Consider the following 20,708-nt stretch of genomic DNA (forward strand, 5'->3'; position numbering starts at 1 on the left):
ATGATTCAAGGGTGCAAAAATCCCATCGCCGAAGGCGATTTTAAATGAATTTTTGCATGTAACTGTGAAGGTACTGAACAGTTACGTCTGTTCATAATAAAACCGCCTTTGCTGACGGCAATTTTATTATATCATAAAACCTGGCCGCCAAAGAAAATTTTCTTTCAAAACCTAATACCGGTACGATTGTGCGGTATTGGTATCCGCGTTATAATAGAGGTGAAATATAAGTGTCCAGCTGATTTTTGCATGTAACTGTGAAGGTACTGAACAGCTGCGGTAAAATAATAATATGGTGGGGGTAAGGTGACAAAACGTTCATCTCTGCTCACGGTTTAACAAATGCCGGAGCAGTCCCATCCGGCCAGAAGGAGGCAATTATGAGTAAAAGAATAAAAGTAAGGGTGCTGGCCAGTCTCTTGGTAATACTGGTGCTTGTCTTTTCCTGTGTACCTGTTGGGGTGTATGAGGTGCGTGCGGATCAAACGGCGGACGTATTGGATGGCGACTTCACGTGGTCGCCACTGGAACCGGTGGTTGGGGAGGAGGTACAGTTTCGGGGGCCGGATACGATGAACGGTAGTACGGTGTATTCTTTGAGTTGGAAATTGAATAGCAGTGGCCCTGAAATACCTTTCAGTCCAAAGGGCTATAGATTTCAGACTACTGGAACTCATAGCATAACAATTTTAACTAAAACGTCTGCTGGTGAGTGTTCTGAATTTTCCAAGAGCATCTTCGTCCGTAAAGCCCAGCCTGTCCTTAGCATGAGTTTCCCCACAGATAGTACATATGTTCCGGGCAGTGGCGAGGATATTGCTATTAGATTTGAACTGTCCGATGGGTATACATATTTAGATTCCTTGCCCTTTAAGTTTGGACTATACGATGGGAGCGATGAAATATTTACTGACCGTTTAGAGGCCTATCTTTCTAACGAGATTAACTACCAATTTCTCTCTGCATTTTTGGATACTCTTTCGCCAGGCACGTACAGTATCAAATGGACAACAGACGGAGATGTAAACAATGAAGCCGTACCATTAACTGAACTTGGCACACTGACCATTGCAGAACCGCCATCCATTATTGATCTGACCATTGACCCGCCCGCAGCAGTTGTGGAAACAGGCAGGCAACAGCGGTTCACTGCCAATGTGTCAGCAGCAGGCGGCGCCGATACCTCCGTGTACTGGTCTGTGGAGGATCAGAGCTCCCCTGATACTTTCATCGATCCTGACGGTCTGCTGACGGTGGATCCTGATGAGACGTCTGCCACCCTGAGGGTCATAGCAACCTCTGTATTTGACGATACAAAGAGGGATGAAGTAACAGTCACAGTAACGATCCCTGAAGGGGTAAAAATAGATGGTACAAGCTTTCCTGATCCAAATTTCCGGGAATATGTCAGGTCATTCGACCTGGATCATAACGGCTATTTATCCCAAAACGAGGCAGCACAGGTGAAAGTAATCGATATCACCCAGAGGAGTGATATCACAGATGTAACAGGCATCCGGTACTTTCCAAACCTGGAAGCCCTGCTCTGTGACGGATCAGGGATCACATATCTCGATGTCAGCAGCTGCACTGCACTGATGCGCCTCTCCTGCAGCGGTACAAGGATCATGGAGCTGGATGTCCGCAATAACACCAATCTGCAGGAATTAAGGTGCTCCGGGACCATGCTTGCCTCCCTGGACGTCACCCGGAACCCGCTCCTGCGTGAGCTGGACTGCACAGATACCTCCCCTGCCTATTTAGACCTTGGATCTGCCGGGATAGGCCTGTTGTCCAGACCCATGGCTTCCGCTGTATCCTACGCTCCGGGCGGGAAGACCTTTGACATAACAGGAGCCTTCCTGGGAATCCGGGCAGGCAGGATCCATATCCTCAGCGGCGGCACCCTTGACGGGAACATCCTCAGCGGATATAAACGGGGCATACCTGTCATCTACGAATACAGCTGCGGCACAAATAACCAGAACGAAGAGATATTGACGGTAACTCTGACTCTTGACCTTCCGCCGAAAACAGACACCTCTGTTTCTATAGAAAAAGACCTGGACAAGCTTTACGACGGCATGCCGGTCTCCTTATCAGACAGTGACCTGATCATTTCAGGAAGTGCCGGGGCAGTCACTTACCAATGGGCGAAAGCAAACGGCTCTGCATGGGAGCCGCTCACCTCTGTTCTCCCCACAGAAGCCGGTTCCTACCGGGTGACCGCTCACGTGGATGCAGATGAGGATTATAATGAGGCATACTCAGAACCAAAAAGCTTTGTGATCTCACAGGCGGATAACAGATGGACGAAGGATCTTTCAGTTACAGACTGGACCTACGGAGAGCCGGCGGGTTCCCCATCCTGTGAATCCCTCTTTGGTACGCCTGGATTTACCTATAGTGATTCTAAAAACGGTACTTTCACGGATACAAACCCGGAAACAGCGGGTACCTGGTACATAAAAGCATCTGTACCGGGGACAGCAAATTATAAATCTCTGGAAGCAGTGGAAGAATTCATAATTCATAAAGCACCCGCTCCCGCAGTCACAGAACCGGATGATCTGAAGGCCGTGCAGGATGCCATACTCTCCTCTGTAACACTGCCAGGCGGCTGGGCCTGGGTGGACGGCAGCCAGACGGTCAGCGCCGATAACTCCGGATATCCGGCCAGGCTGACCGTGGATGACAGGAACTATGATTATACAGCTGCAGAAGGTTATCAGGCACAGGGGGCCTTTGTGGAGAGGATGCTGAAGGTTACTGTCTCCAAAGGGCAGAACCGCTGGACAGAAGAACCGTTGATCAAAGACTGGACCTACGGAGAGGCAGCGAACAAGCCGTCAGGCAGGGCTGAACACGGAACTGTAGAGTTTAGTTACAGTGATTCAGAGACAGGAACCTTTACTGCCGGCACACCTTCTGATGCAGGTACATGGTATCTGAAGGCAAGTGTGGCAGAAAGTAACGAGTACACAGGGCTGGATGAGGTGGTTTCGTTCAAGATACGCAAAGCAGATACCACGGTGTCAATCAACAAAGATCTCAATAAAACGTATGACAGCAAACCCGTCTCCCTGTCAGACAGGGACATCACGGTCACCGGAAGTACAGGGATGGTAAGCTTCATCTGGGAGAAGAAGAACGGCTCTGTATGGGAAGCCCTCACTGCTGCTCCATCTGAGACCGGAACTTACCAGGTCACTGCACATGCGGCGGAGAACAGGAATTATAAGGCAGCGGATTCAGCAAAAAAAGAATTCACGATCAGCCGCCCGGAGACCTCAAAGCCCGCCGCGCCCGGCAGTGACACGCAGAATAAGGCCGGAAGTGGTGCTGTAAAGACAGGTGACACTTCCCACATATGGTCTTGGTTATACCTTGCCATGGTATCCTTTAGCTCGGCACTCCTTTTAGTCTTTAGGAAACGCAGAAGGATGAACGGTAAATAAATAAAAAATAACCGGAAAGGGAGCATAGCCTCAGAATGAAACTGACGCTATGCTCCCATTTAATTTTCCCCTCCTGCATCCGGAAAGGTTACATGTATGACTGCAACTTCGCTGTCCGTGCCTACCCGCAGGGGCGGCCCCCATGTTCCTATACCTGATGTAACAACAACCTGAGGGCTCTCCTCATTCTTCCTGTAATATCCATAATTCACCTCCAGAGTGATTTCATTGATCAGGTTAACCGGAAAGAACTGCCCTTTATGAGTATGCCCGCATAAGATCAAATCCGTGCTCTTATCGTATTCTCCAATATTCTCCGGCTTATGATCCAGTATGATCCTGGGAATGTTCTCTGCTTCCCCTGTTTCCTCCAGTTCTGTCCTTCTGTCTCCCTGACTGCCAATAGGGGCTGAATCTTTTCTGCCTGCCAGAATTATCTTGTCATCTATCAGCACCTCCTCATCCTGAAGCAGCTGGATCTGCGCTTTGTCCAGGAATTCCAGCATCCCCTCATATCCCGCTCCTGCATCATGATTCCCCAGGCAGGCATAGACACCATAGGGAGCATTTATTTTATGAAAAAGTTCCTGAAGTGCCAAAGGATCATCCAGGGCTGTGATATCTCCGTCAAAAATATCTCCGGCGATACAGACCAGGTCCGGCTCAGCGGCATTAACCGCCTCTACAATTTTTTCCACATGCTTTTTATCAACCACATATCCTAAATGCAGATCACTGATCAGGGCAATTTTCATGGAATCCGTTTTTCCTTCAGACTTCTGCAGAACGACCTCATAATTTTTCGTCTGAATCACCGATGCATGAATGCCTCCGTAAACACACAATACTGCCGATATAACTAATGCTGCCGTTCCCACTGCAGCAGTTATCCCTCCGGGCAGGGGGACAGGCAGCAAACGGCACAGCCTGAGTATGAATAAAACAAGATCTGCAAAATTGACAAACATTATCACAAAAACAGCTGCTCCCAGCGCATAGTGGTCCGCAAGAAATACAACTCTTGGAATCCTGCTGTTTGGGATTCGGCTGAGTACAAACAAAATCATGACAGCGGCCATAATAATTCCGTATATAATTCCAAAAACTAAAGGATTAAAAGCCGTGAAAAGCGGCCGGAACCAAAGAAAAAGTTTTCGGCCTGCATTTACAGTCAGACCAATAAAGCCTCCTAAAAATATAACTGCCATAAAAATCATAATAATCTGCATCCAACTTCGCTCCTCTGCCTGTTTTATAATTTGCATTATACTAGAAACAGCAGAAAATTCAACCGACACTTTTGTCTTAACTGTCGTAATCTGCGCGTACACACCTCCATTTCATATCTGCTTTATTCTGGTACATGGCGTCATCTGCCCGTTTGAATACGTTTGAAAATACAAGATCAGTACTGCTGTTATAAACAGCGATTCCCCTTGCAATAGAGAGATGGTTTTCCTGATTTATATGCTTATTATATTCTTCGATTGCGGCCTGGAAATTTTCCAGCAGCTCCTTATAATTTACATAGTCGCTGCCTTCCAGGATGACTGCGAATTCATCCCCGCCTACCCTGTATACGGGGCTGTGGGTAAAACTTTTACAGATCAGCTTACATGCATCAATGATCAGCATATCCCCAAAATCATGACCAAAGCTATCATTGACCTGCTTAAGGTCATTGATATCTAAAACAACAATTGCAAATTCAGGATGTCCCTGCCTCATCTGCTCTTCCAGTCTCCGTTCCGTCTCCTTATAGGCTGTTTTGTTCTTCACGCCAGTCAGGGCATCCCTGTATGCCAGGCTGTTTATGTAATCAATATACTTTTGCAGATGGTTGACTGTCTGCTGGAAGCTGTCGGATAATGCGCCGACCTCATCCTTTGTCTGCTGGGTGAGAGAAATACTCAGATCCCCCGCGGCAATCTTCTTTGCCGCTGTATTCAGTTCCTTCAGAGGCTTCACCATCCGTCTTGTGATCAGTACTGTCACAAATACAGCGAGTGTGGAAATAACAGCCAGTGAGATCAGGATCTGCAGCAGCAGCTGGTTTTTACTTTTATCAATTTCTGAAAATGGAGCTGTAACTGCCAGACGCATTCCATTGCGCAAAGTCCTGAAGGCCATTTTTTTCTTGACACCATCATTTTCATAAGAAAAGAGGCTGCTTCCGCTTGTACCGTTTTTCAATTCATCCACAAGCTGGACCAGGCTCTTATCCACGCTTACCATCGGGCTTTCAAACGGATACGTCTTATGGCACATAATATTTCCCTTGTCATCAGTCAGGAAAGCATAACCGCTGTCATAGATCCGCACATCATTTACCATATCCTTGATCACTGTAAAATCAATATCCATCCCTACAACGCCAACTGTTTCATTTTCTTTGTAGATGGGAATGACATAGGAAATCATCTGTATATTCAGGTTTTCGTTGGAATACGGGGCAAGCCAGGAAGCCTTTCCATTTTTAACCGGAATATAATACCAGCCTACATGCTCTACATCTGTTGAACTGTATTTAGAAAAATCTGTAGGAACAAGCTGCTGAAAACTTCCATTCAGGTTTGTTTTACTCCAGAGCAGTCCGGACGTGGGCGGTGTAAAATCAGGGTTATAGCGTACATAGACCGCCACAGCTCCCTCTGTATTATTGGCCGCATTTACTGCCACAGATTCCAGCTGCTTTGTAAATTCATCCAGATAAGCACTGTCGTTTTTCAGGCGCTCTATCCCCGCCAGATGTTCATTCGTATAGTCTGTCAGGGTTTTGACCGACTGCTCGATCCGCGAGAGCAGAGCATCCATCTCACCTGCTTTTTCGCTGCAGCTGTAATTCATCATCTGGGCAGTATCCTCATCAACTACTTTCTCAGCATTAATGATACCCGCCCCGCCAATGACAGTGGAACATATTAAGATACAGCTTAAAATTAATATGATAAATTTAGTCTGTATGGACTTCATGGTTTAACCTCCCTGAATGCAATTCCGCTCTTTTCTCTCATACGCTGTACATCCACTGTTTGAATTTTGTATCTTCCAGAGCTTCATAGACCGCTTCTTTAGTTACAGGTTTTAAAATATAACCTGATGCATTAGTTTTTATCGCCCGCCCGGCATAGACATCCGTATCAGTTACAAATACTGTCAGGATCGCGGGCTGTACTGCCTCTGCTGCTGCCTGCAGCGCAAAGCCGTCTGCCTGGAACATTGGTATTTCTGTAAAGAGAATATCAATGGGATTATTTTTCAGATATTCAATCGCCGGCATAGACTCGGTAAACATAACTATCTCGCTTCCCGGATACGCTTTCCTCAAAGTCGTCACCAGCCGCTTCAGATCACTTTTATTAGGATCAACTGCCACTATAACCATTCTGATTTTCCGCCTTTCATTTCTTCTTTTAATCTGATCAGCTCGCCCACTGTAAATTCAGCCCAGCTGTAATTGGACATATATTCACCCATAAATGTATTAAGCCTGGCCATGTCGCCATCCAGAACCGCATAATAGTCGCAGTCCACAAGCGTAGTATCCACAGCGATATCCTGCCTGCTCCTGATAATAAGTTTTTCCAGATCCATCTCCCGCAGTGTCTTAGCCAGATCAGACACAATTTTCTGGGTATTATTCTGCACTGCCTGATCGTAAGCACAGTCCTCCCACAAAACTGCCGCAAGCTCCGCATAAGTAACGCGGGCTCCCCTGCGGTCGATCAGATAAGCAAGACATTCTTTACACTTTGTTCTTGTAAATTTAAGGGGAATAGAGTCTACAAATACTTCAAAAAATCCAAAGGTCTGTATCCTGACCCGGCACTTGGGCTTATACTCCGGGGGATGACGCAGATTATCAAGCTCTGCCTTAAGATCAGCTGACCTCACTGGTTTTACCAGATATCCGCTGGCATGCAGCCGGAATGCATCTATCATATATTCAGAATAACCGGTCACAAAGATAATGTTCAGGTACGGGGCGATATCCTTGCATTTTTTTGCAAGCTCTATCCCGTTATACTCACCCATTTCAATATCCAAAAAGGCGATATCTACATGATTATTCTCAATATATTCAAATACGTCATCCGTTTCTGTAAATCCTATAATTACGGCATCCGGCTCCAGCTTTCTTAAAAGGGATAACATATTTTCCATTGCCAGTCTTTCATCATCTGCTACAATAATATTCATTTGTCATTCCTTTCCGCGGCAAAATAATCTTCACTGTTGTACCGCAGCCTTTTTTACTTTCTATTTCCATTGTTCCATTACACTGGAACATGAGCCGCTGGCGCACATTTTCAATTCCAATATGAGTTTTGCCATCGTTTTTACTTTCAAGCGGGTCAAATCCCACTCCATCATCTATGACGGAGATAATGACATTTTCTTCTGCCATTTCACTTTTGATCGTGAGTGTGCCTCCGCCTTTCTTTTTAATTATTCCCCACCGCACTGCATTTTCAGCTATGGGCTGGACGGTCATTGCCGGCAGTATAAAATCCGTATACTCTAATTCCATTACAATCGTAAGCTTCTGGTCAAACCTCATTTTTTCCAGATACAGGTAATCTTTTACATGGCTCATCTCCATCTCAAATGGAATCATTTTTTTCTGGGCTATCGTATCAAGATTTCCGCGCAGATAATATGCGAAATGCTCCAGAGCTTCTGAAGCCTTCTGAGGATTGCTGTCACAGAGCTGCTTGATCCCAAGCAGGGTATTGTAAAGGAAATGCGGCTGCACTTGGCTCAGCATGATGGCGGACTTGGAAATCTCCAGTTCCATTTCCCTCAGCTTCTGTTTCTGTGCCTGATTGGCCTGCAAGCTTACATATACAAATATGATAGAGATTGTAGTGGCAAGGTACAGCCACGCTATTCCGTAAATAAACATCTGAACAGTCATGGCAAGCATGGGCAGAAAAATATAGGAAAGAAACACCCACAATTCTTTCTTTTTAAGTTCCCTGCTGTATATTAAAAGCAGGCTGATATCAACACCTGTTCCAATAAGCCCTAAAAACTGCGACAGCCAGAACCATTCTCCCCGTCTGTAAATATTATTTTCCGCAAAATCATAATACATATGGTTCCATTGTGATATTATCGTCAAAATCACTCCTACAGCGCAGAGCCCCCATACAAATCCTGCAGCGCGGCGTGAAATTTTTATTCTTATCGAGAGATACCCCACCAGATACTCGGTGAAAAGCGCCATTAAAAGATAACCGAGAACATAAACCAGAAAATTGGCAATGTGCACGCCCCAGTAACTTACAGCCGTTGCATGCCCCTTAAAAAGCCATGCTGCCGCGTCACTTATCAGCAGCAGGCTGTTGCACAAAAGGATCAGGAAAAAAACTTTATCGGTCCTGTTTTTAACATCCCCGCCCATATAAAGGCTGGTTATAAACACAAAAGAAAGAATAGCTCCCCAAATTTCAAGAGATACATTTATATATCCTACCGTACTCATGGGCATCGTCCCTTTCATCAATAGTAGTTATTATCTATTATACAATAATACACCTCTCTTTTCACATCTTTCTGACAAATTCACTGTATCTGTTTTAGGGAGATACAGAATCAAAAATTAATATTATTATACGACAGGGTTCTGACACCAGACTGACAAATATCATTTTTTTGCTCCTGGGAAATAAAAAAAGGAGTATCATCCCTTACATGAGCTCAAAAAAATTTCATGTAAGTGTGATACTCCTGAAAAATGAAAATTCCATAATAAAACAGGATCTGATACCTCAGATCATCCAAAGCTCCCCGTCATCCGGCAGCTGTGGAAAGGGCTGTGTCTCAAGCGTCTGGTACCAGTAAGCCACACTGATGAGGTCATCCCTGCGCTTAAGATACAAGTCTCCTGTCTCCTTCCAGCCCAGATCCTGCAATGTAATGCGCAAATCTGCATCAAACCGGACCGGGTCCATAATATGCCAGCGGTACATGGAAAAACGCTGCTGGTGGCTGTAGAGTCCGTCGGACTGCTGCACCTGATACATCCCCATAAACGGTGTCGTATATGTCTGATATTTGCCGTCTACCTCCCAGTCATAGGAACCGCCAAAATAATCTTCCGTACCTGTGCCGCAGATGGTAGGATAATCAGTATCTCCATCGAGATAAAACTTCATTTCCCCTTCTCCCCACCAGTTGCCGGCTCCATTCAGCCCCACAAACAGAGCCGTGCCGACATATTGTCCTTTTCCTTTTATACCATCGACGATGGTATGCATTCCGCCTTCCACCGGACAGCTCATCCGAAACTGCGCATGGAAATATGCAGCATTCTCCGGCACATCGGTCAGCGCATAATTGATCTGGTAATATGAAGTATAGACATGGCTGCTCCTGTTTTCCACCGTGATCCTGCAATGGGAGCGAAACGGCATGGGCCAGAAACAGTTCAGTCCCCTGTTCGGATTGACTGCCACAGGAATGGAATTAATGGGATAAAATGGACCCCGAAACGGATCTCTTGGATGGCTGGTCCATCCGCAGGCAAAGAATTCTGCCAGAGGACATTCCACAGAGGGCTGCTCCTGGTGATCCCAGTAGATGCGGATAATATAGCTCCGTCCGATATTTCCTCCGAACCACATACTCTGTATCACTCCCGGTCCTTCAATATCCGCAGCACACAGGGTTTCACCCGGCGCTACATCCACACTGGGAGATATTTTCCAGCCCTTTCCCAGTTCCCTGGCGCAGTGTGCGCCCGTACCCTGTACCGCCTTCCCTCCCCCCGCTTTTTCTCCGCTAAAATTTTCAGGCGAAATTGATCTTGTCTTTGCGTCGGAAGTCAGTGCAATCGATCCCAGACTCCCGATAAAATAATTCTGATCCATACTACTCCTCCTAATAGCGTATGCCGGCATTACGCCTTTCTATAATTCTTCCAGATGCCATAGCTGGGCGGAAGCCGCACATATGGGGCACAGCTGCAGACTTACAGGCTCCCGGCCGTCCCCCGGCACTGTCAGGGCTAATTCTGCGCCATCGGGACCACTCAGCAGAAGCATAAAATATCCCTCGCACACTTCATTGAGATACCACAGCTGATCCGCCCGTCCATCCCAATTTTCTTTTTTGACTCTTGGGGGATCCTGGCTCCTGTCAGCAGCCAAAACTTTTCCATCGTACTGATTTATGATCCTGTATTGCTCCGGATGCACCTGTTCCAGCTTCCACCGCTGTGCCGCTGTATCCACCACATAAAACTGCCGGACCAGCTCATCCGCTCTGCTTGAACCTGCTCCGCCATCGAGAGCAAGTTCTCCCGCTTCACTGAGCAGACGGTACCATCCCTCTCCCGGATAAAAGTCATCCCTCTCCTGCTCCAGCACTCTGCAAAAGCTTATAGCAGCACTGTTTAGCCCGGTCCCCGGAAACTGGGCCGGAACCAGTCTTCTACCCACAGCAGAACACAGGCAGATCCTGCCATCGGTAAGCACTTCCAGATCCCACATTTGATCAGGAGTTCCCCTCCACCTTTCCTGTATCAGAGCCGCTGTCTTCCCTGACCTTTCTGACACTGTCAGCACTTTTCCGCTTCCGCTGTTTACGAAGACCCACTGGGCGCCCGCCAATATGGCTCTCCAGTTTTGGAATGCCCCTTTTCCTTTTCCCGAAATGATCCGTGTCCCTGCACAGGCAGATGAATACTGTGGCGCCAGAAGCTCCCTGCCATCGAGCATTTTGTATACTCCGCCGGGTATCAGCGCAAAACTGCGGGCTGCCGACGGCTTTATGGAGAACACATCATACCTGTATTCTGTCCAGTCAGGCGCTCCCTGCGGCACCTCCAAACGGATATCTAAATACTTCTTACCTGCCGTTATCCATGCTGCGACCGGAAAATCACTCATCTTCCAGCCGGAATAGACATTGCCTCCGGCCGTATACCATTCCCCCATTTCCTGCCGGTCTATGGATATGCAGGCACACTGGTTCTCCACGGACTGATCCATCAGACGCCGGAGTATGACCCCCTCATTCTCCGGTGAGATTCTGACCTTGAAGCTGCATGCTCCATGATGGCGCCGGCCCGTATATTCACGGCTCAGACTGCACATCTGGCCTTCATATGAGGATACCTTTACCTCCTGGCAAAACTCACCCGCACATTGGCAGCCATGCGCCTGTCTGCTCTCACTGTCACCTATATCCAGCCGGTCTGTCTGTTCCATTTGTGTTTCCTGTCTGCAGTAGCAGAATGGCAGTGTCCAGTAGTCAGCGCTGACCGGGCCGTAGTATCCTTCCGACACCGCACCGCCCCCATGTTCGATACTGACCATGATACTGCTGCGAAACTGGATGCTGTCATGTACCATAACGCGGTAAGCAGAGATACTGGGATTAAAATTTATGTCTTCCCTTGCAGTATATCCAGTCAATGGATTTGTAAAAAATCCCCACCCGCTCCTGCATTCTTCTCCTTCCCGCATATCCAGGAAATATCCGGCTCCATTATAATAATCTTCCATCCCGGTGCCCAGATACGCCGGCGCCTCGCTTCCATCAACTGTGACCCGTACATCTCCTTCTTCAAACGTGGGCTCAACTCCCGGCCCTGTAATATTCTGCTGCATTCCGACAAATTTTCCGCAGCCGCGCCAGTCAAACAATACCACATCAAAGGGATCGTCCTTTGCCACGTGGGTGTACCTGTATACAGCGTTGAAATACCCCCGCTCTTCCATAGGCCCCGGCAGTTTTGCACACTGTATCTCGAAAAATATCTGTGGAATATCCGCCCCGCTCCGATTGCATAATGTGATAACTGCATTCTCCTGAAAAGGCATGGGGAAGTATGAATACAGCGTATCCTCCCCGTCAATTCCAAATAAAAGCCCCCTTACAGGATTCTGTATTCCCTTGTCGCCAATCCCGAAAAACGGCCCCAGCGGTGCGTAAACATCCGGCTCCATCCGTCCGTCCCAGTGGATTTTCAGCCAGAGGCCGTTTAAATATTCCCGTCCAAAACCAGGATCTGCTTCCCTGGCAGCCTGGGGAATCCTAATACGGACCGATGATATCTGTCCCGCTTTACGGATGCAGCAGAGCTCCGCACTTTTTTCAGCAGGCAAAGCCAATATCCCCGAGTAATACTCTGTTTCTTCTTCCTTTGGATCCTCAGAACAGGCCCGCCACTGTTCCAGTCCCTTGTCTATAGACTGATCCCGGCTCCAGGAAGGGATCTCTGTCCCGGCCGGAAACATCTCATAATCCATCTGATAAAAAAAGCCCGGATTTCCCAGCGGGTCCGGGTCTGTACTGATCCCGGTAAATGTCACACGCAGAGATGAGGCAAAGGGAAAGGGGTTATAGCTGATCTCACCGCCGGCGCTCTTTGTCCCCTTTTCTGTTATTGGAGAAGCAAAGAAACTGCTGCCGGAAAAAAATTCATCAAATGTCATGTCGATCTGCGGATCCGGCTGACCATCGAAATAAAACTTTAAATGGTTTTTCTGCCGGTCTATAGAACCTGTCATCCAGATACGGTTCAGACATCCCGCCCCTTTCAGGTCACACAGCACATAATCTCCATTACTGTCCTGTCCCAGAAAATTTCTGCTTCGAAAGCCATCGTTGTTTCCTCCATCGCGCGCGCAGGAGCAGAACTGGCCGCAGAAGCTCTCCGGAATCAGGAGAGGAAGATCTTCAAGCCGGGTCATACGCTCTGTCCCATAAATGGCTGGCTGTTTTTGCTGCACAGCGATACCTCCATTTCTTTATATCTTTTTAATAATGTCCCCATCTGTGGCAGAAAAGGTCATCTCGTTATAGTCGTTGTATTTAAAGCACAGAATCATATGACTGCCGGATTTCTGAATGGAGGGTGGGCGTTTTGTCCTGCAGACCTCTTTTGCATAAGGGCATCTGTTGGCGAATTTGCATCCTACCAGTCCATATTCCTTCGTTTCCATATCCGGCAGGACAAAATCATCCTCCCACTTAGCTCCCACTCTTGGAACAGAATCCAGCAGAAGCTGCGTATACGGATGCGCAGGATCATTGAGAACCTCCTGGGCGTTGCCGAACTCTATCAGGTTTCCGCGGTAGAGCGTGGCAATGTAATCACTTACGTAATAGGCAGTAGAAAGATCGTGAGTGATATAAATAAAATTGACATGATATTCATCTTTTATTTTTTTAAACAGATTAACTATATTAGTCCGCAGTGAAGCATCGATCATAGCAACTGGTTCATCCGCCACGATCAGGCTGGGCCTGGTGATCAATGCCCGGGCAATAGAAATACGCTGCAGTTCTCCGCCCGAAAACTGGTTTGGATATTTTCCTTCCACCGTCTGATAGTCAAGCCCTACAGACTCCAGCGCCTCTTCGATCATCACCTTTGCTTTTGTCCTGTTTTGAGCACCTCCCAGCTTCATTGCGGTGCTGTACAGATAAGCATCAACACGCCGGCGCGAACTGAATGCTGAAAAAGGATTCTGAAATATGGGCTGAACCTTCTTGTAAAACTCAGTTTTATTATGCCGGTAACAGGAAAGTGGCTTTTCATCAATAAATATGTCTCCGGATGTCATATCAATCAAACGCAGTACCATCATCGCAAGCGTGCTTTTTCCGCTGCCTGATTCTCCCACGATACTCATTATCCACGGTTTTCCGGCTGGCAGTTCTATATTTACATTTTCAACAGCGGTGATCTTCGTGCCGAATATCAATCCCCCCCGTTTAAACTGCTTATTCAGATTCTGGATCTTCAAACTGCTGGTCATTACTTTCCCTCCATTTCTGCAAAGGATTCTCTTCTTTTTCCCGTCAGCAGGTGACAGCTGGCCATATGGCCGTCATCCAGCCATGTCTCCGTCGGACGTTTTTTCCGGCATTCATCCGCACAATGGGGACATCTTGGGGAAAAACGGCAGCCGGCAGGCGGATTCTTCAGGCTGGGCGGAGCGCCTTTGATTCCCTCCTTCTGACTGTTGTCTCCGATACGCGGCAGAGCATGAATAAGCATTTGTGTGTAGGGGTGACGGGGATTTTCAAATATTTTCATGGTCGGCCCCACTTCCAGCACCTGACCTGCATACATAATGCAGAGGCGGTCCGTGATCTGATAATGAACTCCCATATCATGAGAGACCATTACCATTGAATTTTTTGTTTTCTTATGTACCCGGGACAGCATATTTAAGATTCCCCGCTGTACCACCACATCTAACGCGGTAGTAGGCTCATCCGCAAAGACGATCTCCGGGTTTAAGAAAGTTGCAAGCGCGATCAGCACTCTCTGACGCATTCCCCCGCTCAGCTGATGAGGGTATGCAGAAAGGACTTCCCGAGGCAGTTCCAGCTCGTTTAAGTATTCAGCGATCTCTTTTTCAAGCTGCTTTTTATCTTTGCTCTTATCACACACGGCGTCAAAAAACTGAGACTTTATTTTGCTGACAGGATTCATCACATGCATAGCCCCCTGGGGAACATAAGAGATTCCTTTCCACCACTGTTTTTGAATATCTTCATTGAGGAATGTCCCGTGCCGGCCGCCCCCCTCTGCCACTTTAAGCTCAATGGACCCGTCCGTAAGGCTCAAAGGATATTCGATCAGGCCATACATCAGTTTCATGAGCGTAGATTTCCCGCAGCCGGATTCACCTGCGATTCCCATGATCTCGTTTTCCCTGATCTCGAGGTTTACGTGATCAACTGCCCGGACCACATCATGGCCTGTCTCATACTGTGCACACACGTTTGTCAGTTTAAGCATTTTTCCCCCTCCTTTTCGCCATATACTCCTGATATCCGTTCATGGTAAGGAACAGTGAAATAAATATAATAACTGTTGCCACAACCGGCGTGCCAATCCAGAGCCAGCGTCCGCCCAGCATTGCCTGATACTGGTTTGCCCAGTAGATCATGGTCCCCAGTGTCGCCGTGCTGTTGCTGGACATTCCGATCACCGCCAAAGTTGATTCCGCAGCGATCGCTGCCAAGATCCCATTGACAAAGTTCGCCAGCGTCCAGCCTGAGATATATGGAAATATTTCCCTGACAATGATTTTTATCATACTCTCCCCGGAAAACAGAGCCATGCTGATAGATTCTCTCTCACGCAGGGAAAGTGCCATGGAACGCACCTGCCGCGCCGGCAGCGGCCAGCTGAACAGGGCCAGGATAGCAACAATAAAAGAAACCGATGCCGTGCCTTTCAGAAAACTTGACAGTAAAATTAGGATTGGAAGCGATGGTATAACAATAAAGGAATCTGTGAGCAAAGAGATCAGACGGTCGATCAGCCCGCTTTTAAATCCCGCGATCAGCCCCAAAAAGACACCGGCTGCCGTGGCTATTAAGGAGACTGCAATACCAATTTTAAAAGAATTATTGATCGAATGCGCCAACAGAAAAAATGTATCCTGCCCCAGGCTGGTAGTTCCCAGCAGATGTTCGCTGCTTGGGGGCATATTTTTCAGATATGCCCCCCACTCTGTGGGGTTTTCCGGCCCGAATAAGGGGACGATAAAACCCAAAATGAGAAAAATAGCTAATACTGAAACGCCGATCTTCAATTTTTTATTAACAAATTTCATTCTGGATGCCCCCTTATGTATTCCGGATCCGCGGATCAAGGAACGGATAGATGATATCGACAACAAATGTGGCTATCGTGATGGAAACAATGGATATCGTAATGGTTCCCATAATCAGGTTGTAATCCGCCTGAACGATACCTGTATAGATAAGTTTTCCAAGGCCGGGATAGCCAAACAGAATCTCCGTAATCAGAGCACCGTTAAATACTCCCCCTATCTGCAGCGCCAATGTGGTTATCTGCGGCAGCGCCACGTTGGGAGTGATATATCGCATCATGATCCTTTGCTGGCTCAGCCCCTTTAATTTTGCGTAATATACATAATCTTCTTCTACCACGCTTGTAGTAAGCGCTTTTGTACTGATCACCCACCATCCGAGGCCGACAAGTATCAGTGACAGTGCCGGAAGGATAGAATTTTTCAGGATCGTACTGATGGTGCTCCAGTCAAATGCCATATTATCAAGTGTCATTGACAGCGGGAACACCGGAATCACATAACAGAAGATCATGATCAGAGCCAGCGCAAATACATAGTAGGGAATCGGATAGAGAAAAACTGCCATTCCTTCCAATATCTTTGCGTACCATTTATTTTTCCGAAACCCTGCAAGCAGGCCTATAAAATTACCAAGCAGCCATGAAATCAGCGTTGACGTCAGCATCAATCCCAGTGTCCATGGGACAGCACGCCTGACCATATCCATAACTGGAGTGGGATATGCCGCAAGGGACGGTCCGAAATCTCCTGTAACAAACACTTTTTTCAGGAACCCCACATACTGCTCTCCAAGGCTGCCTTCAAGTCCAAAGGTATCGCTTAACGATTCGCGGTAAAGCTGAATTGCTTCCGGCGTCATATTTGACTGTTTTGATATCATCTGGCCTATCATATTTTCCACCGGATCGGACGGCATAAAACGCGGCACGAAAAAAATAGTGGTGACGCCGATCATGATGACCAGAACGAACGTGATGATCCTCGTTCCCAGGAATTTTAAAAATTTCATGCAGGCACCTCTTTTATATTTTTGTAATTATTCAGCGGGCTGAAAATGAGGTGTGTAGTACTTAAATTGTGACCACCACCACCAGGGGCCTTCAAAATAATTCGTAGAGGACTGGAACCCCTGCCAGTAGGTTGTGTTTACAGGAACAAATTTCGAAGTTCCGAACATGGGGATAAAAGGCCTTCCCTGGACAAGCAGCTTGTACACATCTGTCGCGCCCTCGATCACTTTCGGGTCAGATGGGGGCACTGATTCCAGACTGTCCAGGATCTCTGATATCTCCTCATTCTTATAGCGGCATCCGCCCGCGTTGTTAAACGCGATCTCTCCTGTAGGTTTATAATATTTCTGGTTCCAGCCAGCCAGGCCTTCCACCATATCCGGCGTATTGCCGCAGGCAGGCCAGTAGGCGCCGGCTTCAAAATCACCTGTTGATTCCGCATTCCAGAAAGTAGCAGAGTCGAGCTGTTTCACCTGAACATCGATCCCGAATTTTTTCCATGAATCTGCAACAGCAAATGCAAGCCGCATAGATTCAATCTCAAAATCTGCCGGGGCATTTAAAACAATTGTCCAGAGGGTACCATCAGGCAGATACCACTTGCCGTCCTTCTGAGTAAATCCATTATCTGTAAGCAGTTTGCCTGCCTCTTCCACATCATATTTCCACCAGCCAACACCAAACGTATTGACCATTTCCTCTTCATCTGAAGGCAGGCCTTCGATTCCCTGCTGTTTGAGCATTTCAACCATTGAAGACGCGTATGTATCGTCAAATGGTTTATATCCGTCTTTTAATTCAAATTCCTTAAGCCAGCTTAACATCGGTTTCTGGTATGTATCCTGGACTACAGATACAGGAGGCGCGCTGATCGGTGTAACCCTCAGCATTCCGGAAAAAGTCGCCATGGAAACCGCCTTGATATCTGTAGCAAGTGTCAGTGCCCAACGCACATCTTCGTTGTTGTACGGCTCTTTTTCACAGTTAAAGGAGATACCTCTCGCACAGGCGTCATCCATATCCGCATACGGGAATTCATCGTACCATGCCTTAAAGTTTTCATTCTTCTTACGCAGAATTTCCCAGCTTTCCGGTGAGATGTCCTGTAAAATGTCGATCTCATTGTTCACTGCCGCCATCACACGCTTTTCCTCTGTTCCAAAGAATTTAAACAGCATATACTTCGGTCCGGGTTCTCCCACCTTAATTCCCACATCTGTATTCTGCCAGTCATCCCGTTTTTCAAACAGGTACCAGTTGCCCTGCTGCTCATCTCTTTTTGTGAGCACATAGGGGCCTGCACCAATGCAGTCAGAATTTTTAAAGGTTTTGGGATCTTCCTTTTCCCAGATATGTTTCGGTACGACTTTAAAACTGCTTGTATAGCCGGCACCCAGGCGGTCAACCAGCCTTGTTTCCGGGTTATTCAGTTCAATTTCAATCGTGTATTTATCTACTGCCTTCATGCTCTTCACCAGAGAGGTAAAATATGCATTATAGGAAAATTCCGGTGTATTCATTATCATATCAGCTGTAAATTCCACATCCTCCGCTGTAAGGTCAACGCCGTCCGACCATTTTACGCCTTCCCGGATATGGAAACGGAATTTTGTATACTTTCCGCCGCTTATATCTTCCGGCATATCGGCTGCAAGAGCCGGCTCCTGTGCACCCTTCACAGAATTGATTTCCCAAAGATGGACAAATACGAGCTGATGCAGGCCGGAGTCAAGCGCTACACAGCCCGGCAGATACGGATTCATTTGCATAGGATCAGGTGAATTGCCGTTCAGAATATCCACGATCAGTGTTTCATTTCTCGGAGTCCCCACATCCGTCATTTCCACATTGGCATCATCTCCGTCTGTCTTTGCTTCCTTAACAATTGTTTTCTCTGCGTTTGTTGTCTTTGCATTTGCTTCTGACACTGTTTCGGAAACTTCTGGCTGTGACGGCGGTGCAGTATCTTTTCCGCACGCCGCAGTCATTGCCATGGCAACCGCCAGTCCTGCCGCCATAATTGATTTAAACTTACCTTTCATGTAAACCTCCTCCTTTTTGAATGCCTTTCTACTTGTATCCTTTCCTCTTTTATTATAACAAAACTGTTTTTTCTTTTTTTTAGATAATTCTATAAAACCTTTAAAATCATTGTGAATCCTGTTGGTACTTTTTAGGTGTTTTTTTCTCAATTGCTTTAAATACCGTACTGAAATAAGTGGCGTCCTGGAAACCGACCATCTCCGCTACCTGATATACTTTCAGGTTCTTATCCTTCAACAGCTCTTTTGCATGCTTGATACGGACTTGATTCAGGTACTTTGTCATATTCTGTCCTGTATATTTTTTGAATTGGGCACTGAAATACCAGATGTTGAGAAATACCGCATCTGCAACCTCCTGCACGTTGATATCATTCATATAATTTGCCTCGATATAGTTGAGCGCTTCCAATATAAACTTCGGGCGGTCATGTCCATTTTCACAGGCGGCATAAAGCTCAAACAGACAGCTTTTCACAGCATCCTCCCACTGACGGCGCGTTTCTGCCCGGTCGATCAGATGCATGATCCCCAGGTCCGCATCTGATTTCAGGATCTGGTCTTCCTGCAGACGGCGCTTGATCCCTACCAGTATCTCCAGACTCTCCTGCCGGATCCTGACAGGATCCAGAGCCTTCACATCTGAAGATACACGGCGAAATGACTTTTCCAGCATTTTGAGCAGGTCCTGATCCTCTGATTTACGGATCATCTGCACGATCTGTTCTATGGAAAAATAATGGTACAGATGAAAATCCTGCAGACGCTGCAGATACACCTGATATTTTTCCCAATCCAGCAGCCTGCAAATCCCATTAAATTTCAGATAGCCTGTTATCAGCCGGGTCCTCTCATAGGAAACTCTTAATCCAAAGCTCCCCTGGGCCTTAAAACATATTCCGGCTGACAGGCAATGGCCTTTATGTGCCATATCCTGAAATAACTTTTGATATAGCGGCAGACTTCCTTCCAGGGATCCCAGTGAAGACAACAGAAACACACTGCCCTCCGGCAGGTTTAATGCAAAGCATTCTACATCCTCCTGCTCAGACAGCAGTTCTGCAATTCTTCCTGCAACCGGCTCCCTGTCATTTTCATTCCGGGGCTGAAAGAGAACCGCCTTGACGTTATCTTCTAAAAAACACTCACATTTCTCCTTTTCTCCAGTCAAAACTGCAGAAATTTCCTGCAGCATTTCTTCCTTTAGCTGCTGCGATTTTCTGGCATTTATCTCTTTTTCAAAGTGTTGAAGCAAATTTACTATGTCCTGATGGCGGCAGGGCTTCAGCAGATAATCCGAAGCTCCCCGCTTCATGGCCAGCCGCACATATTCAAAGTCAGAATAAGCGCTCAGAGCAACTACACGGATTTCCGGCTTCATCTCTTTTAACTTGTCAATCAGATCAATTCCCTGGATAGTATCCATCTTCATATCTGTAATAACTACATCCACCTCATTCTTTTGAATGCAGTCCAGCGCTTCCCATCCGTCTTCAAAAGCACCCACTACCTGATACTGGGGACAAAATTTTTTCAGGATATAACAGATCCCCTTTAACGCTGTATTCTCATCATCCACCAATACTATTCTTAACATAAAAGCCC

General features: G+C 46.9%; 14 protein-coding genes. 1 reads left to right on the forward strand and 13 read right to left on the reverse strand.

Features of this window, described 5'->3' with window-relative positions; all coding sequences use genetic code 11:
- Window positions 1-380 precede the first annotated feature (380 nt).
- Entirely contained in the window at window positions 381-3,458 is a 3,078-nt protein-coding gene (locus NSB28_RS11695) for a leucine-rich repeat domain-containing protein (protein ID WP_257497729.1), read from the forward strand.
- Window positions 3,459-3,517: 59 nt separating this feature from the next.
- On the opposite strand, the gene NSB28_RS11700 is transcribed toward NSB28_RS11695, so the two are convergent.
- The 13 genes from NSB28_RS11700 to NSB28_RS11760 form a co-directional block, all read right to left on the reverse strand.
- Window positions 3,518-4,687 (reverse strand): metallophosphoesterase, encoded by a 1,170-nt coding sequence (locus tag NSB28_RS11700; RefSeq protein WP_109627533.1) that lies wholly within the window; start codon window positions 4,685-4,687, stop codon window positions 3,518-3,520.
- Between the two features lie 76 nt (window positions 4,688-4,763).
- A complete protein-coding gene (locus NSB28_RS11705) occupies window positions 4,764-6,431 on the reverse strand; it encodes a sensor domain-containing diguanylate cyclase (protein WP_109627536.1) in 1,668 nt (555 codons plus the stop codon).
- Window positions 6,432-6,468: 37 nt separating this feature from the next.
- Window positions 6,469-6,843 (reverse strand): LytR/AlgR family response regulator transcription factor, encoded by a 375-nt coding sequence (locus NSB28_RS11710; RefSeq protein WP_109627539.1) that lies wholly within the window; start codon window positions 6,841-6,843, stop codon window positions 6,469-6,471.
- Window positions 6,834-7,658, reverse strand: a complete 825-nt coding sequence (locus tag NSB28_RS11715; protein WP_109627541.1) for a response regulator — start codon at window positions 7,656-7,658, stop codon at window positions 6,834-6,836. The genes NSB28_RS11710 and NSB28_RS11715 overlap by 10 nt, the downstream gene beginning before the upstream one ends.
- Window positions 7,636-8,946, reverse strand: a complete 1,311-nt coding sequence (locus NSB28_RS11720) for a sensor histidine kinase (RefSeq protein WP_109627543.1) — start codon at window positions 8,944-8,946, stop codon at window positions 7,636-7,638. Before NSB28_RS11720 ends, NSB28_RS11715 begins: the two co-directional genes overlap by 23 nt.
- A gap of 286 nt (window positions 8,947-9,232) precedes the next feature.
- Window positions 9,233-10,333, reverse strand: coding sequence for a glycoside hydrolase family 172 protein (locus NSB28_RS11725; protein ID WP_109627546.1), 1,101 nt, complete (start codon window positions 10,331-10,333; stop codon window positions 9,233-9,235).
- Between the two features lie 39 nt (window positions 10,334-10,372).
- Complete coding sequence (locus tag NSB28_RS11730) at window positions 10,373-13,201, reverse strand: DUF2961 domain-containing protein (RefSeq protein ID WP_109627548.1); 2,829 nt, start codon at window positions 13,199-13,201, stop codon at window positions 10,373-10,375.
- 18 nt (window positions 13,202-13,219) lie between these two features.
- Window positions 13,220-14,233 carry an ABC transporter ATP-binding protein gene (locus NSB28_RS11735; protein ID WP_109627550.1) on the reverse strand — a complete coding sequence of 338 codons (1,014 nt, stop codon included), beginning with the start codon at window positions 14,231-14,233 and terminating at the stop codon, window positions 13,220-13,222.
- Window positions 14,233-15,225, reverse strand: coding sequence for an ABC transporter ATP-binding protein (locus NSB28_RS11740; protein ID WP_109627552.1), 993 nt, complete (start codon window positions 15,223-15,225; stop codon window positions 14,233-14,235). Before NSB28_RS11740 ends, NSB28_RS11735 begins: the two co-directional genes overlap by 1 nt.
- Window positions 15,218-16,048, reverse strand: coding sequence for an ABC transporter permease (locus tag NSB28_RS11745; RefSeq protein WP_109627555.1), 831 nt, complete (start codon window positions 16,046-16,048; stop codon window positions 15,218-15,220). The genes NSB28_RS11740 and NSB28_RS11745 overlap by 8 nt, the downstream gene beginning before the upstream one ends.
- 13 nt (window positions 16,049-16,061) lie before the next feature.
- A complete protein-coding gene (locus tag NSB28_RS11750; RefSeq protein WP_109627558.1) occupies window positions 16,062-17,060 on the reverse strand; it encodes an ABC transporter permease in 999 nt (332 codons plus the stop codon).
- A gap of 27 nt (window positions 17,061-17,087) precedes the next feature.
- Window positions 17,088-19,103: an ABC transporter substrate-binding protein gene (locus NSB28_RS11755; RefSeq protein ID WP_109627560.1), complete on the reverse strand. Its 2,016-nt coding sequence runs from the start codon at window positions 19,101-19,103 to the stop codon at window positions 17,088-17,090.
- Between the two features lie 106 nt (window positions 19,104-19,209).
- Complete coding sequence (locus NSB28_RS11760) at window positions 19,210-20,700, reverse strand: response regulator transcription factor (RefSeq protein ID WP_109627562.1); 1,491 nt, start codon at window positions 20,698-20,700, stop codon at window positions 19,210-19,212.
- Window positions 20,701-20,708 lie beyond the last annotated feature (8 nt).

The sequence above is a fragment of the Murimonas intestini genome, assembly GCF_024622195.1.
Taxonomy (GTDB): Bacteria; Bacillota; Clostridia; order Lachnospirales; family Lachnospiraceae; genus Murimonas; species Murimonas intestini.

Excerpts from the sequence above, each read along its gene's own strand:
- NSB28_RS11740 (WP_109627552.1), bottom strand. The coding sequence starts at position 15,225 with ATGCTTAAACTGACAAACGTGTGTGCACAGTATGAGACAGGCCATGAT.
- NSB28_RS11725 (WP_109627546.1), bottom strand. The coding sequence starts at position 10,333 with ATGGATCAGAATTATTTTATCGGGAGTCTGGGATCGATTGCACTGACT.
- NSB28_RS11760 (WP_109627562.1), bottom strand. The coding sequence starts at position 20,700 with ATGTTAAGAATAGTATTGGTGGATGATGAGAATACAGCGTTAAAGGGG.
- NSB28_RS11755 (WP_109627560.1), bottom strand. The coding sequence starts at position 19,103 with ATGAAAGGTAAGTTTAAATCAATTATGGCGGCAGGACTGGCGGTTGCC.
- NSB28_RS11745 (WP_109627555.1), bottom strand. The coding sequence starts at position 16,048 with ATGAAATTTGTTAATAAAAAATTGAAGATCGGCGTTTCAGTATTAGCT.
- NSB28_RS11700 (WP_109627533.1), bottom strand. The coding sequence starts at position 4,687 with ATGCAGATTATTATGATTTTTATGGCAGTTATATTTTTAGGAGGCTTT.
- NSB28_RS11705 (WP_109627536.1), bottom strand. The coding sequence starts at position 6,431 with ATGAAGTCCATACAGACTAAATTTATCATATTAATTTTAAGCTGTATC.
- NSB28_RS11750 (WP_109627558.1), bottom strand. The coding sequence starts at position 17,060 with ATGAAATTTTTAAAATTCCTGGGAACGAGGATCATCACGTTCGTTCTG.
- NSB28_RS11720 (WP_109627543.1), bottom strand. The coding sequence starts at position 8,946 with ATGAGTACGGTAGGATATATAAATGTATCTCTTGAAATTTGGGGAGCT.
- NSB28_RS11710 (WP_109627539.1), bottom strand. The coding sequence starts at position 6,843 with ATGGTTATAGTGGCAGTTGATCCTAATAAAAGTGATCTGAAGCGGCTG.
- NSB28_RS11735 (WP_109627550.1), bottom strand. The coding sequence starts at position 14,233 with ATGACCAGCAGTTTGAAGATCCAGAATCTGAATAAGCAGTTTAAACGG.
- NSB28_RS11695 (WP_257497729.1), top strand. The coding sequence starts at position 381 with ATGAGTAAAAGAATAAAAGTAAGGGTGCTGGCCAGTCTCTTGGTAATA.
- NSB28_RS11715 (WP_109627541.1), bottom strand. The coding sequence starts at position 7,658 with ATGAATATTATTGTAGCAGATGATGAAAGACTGGCAATGGAAAATATG.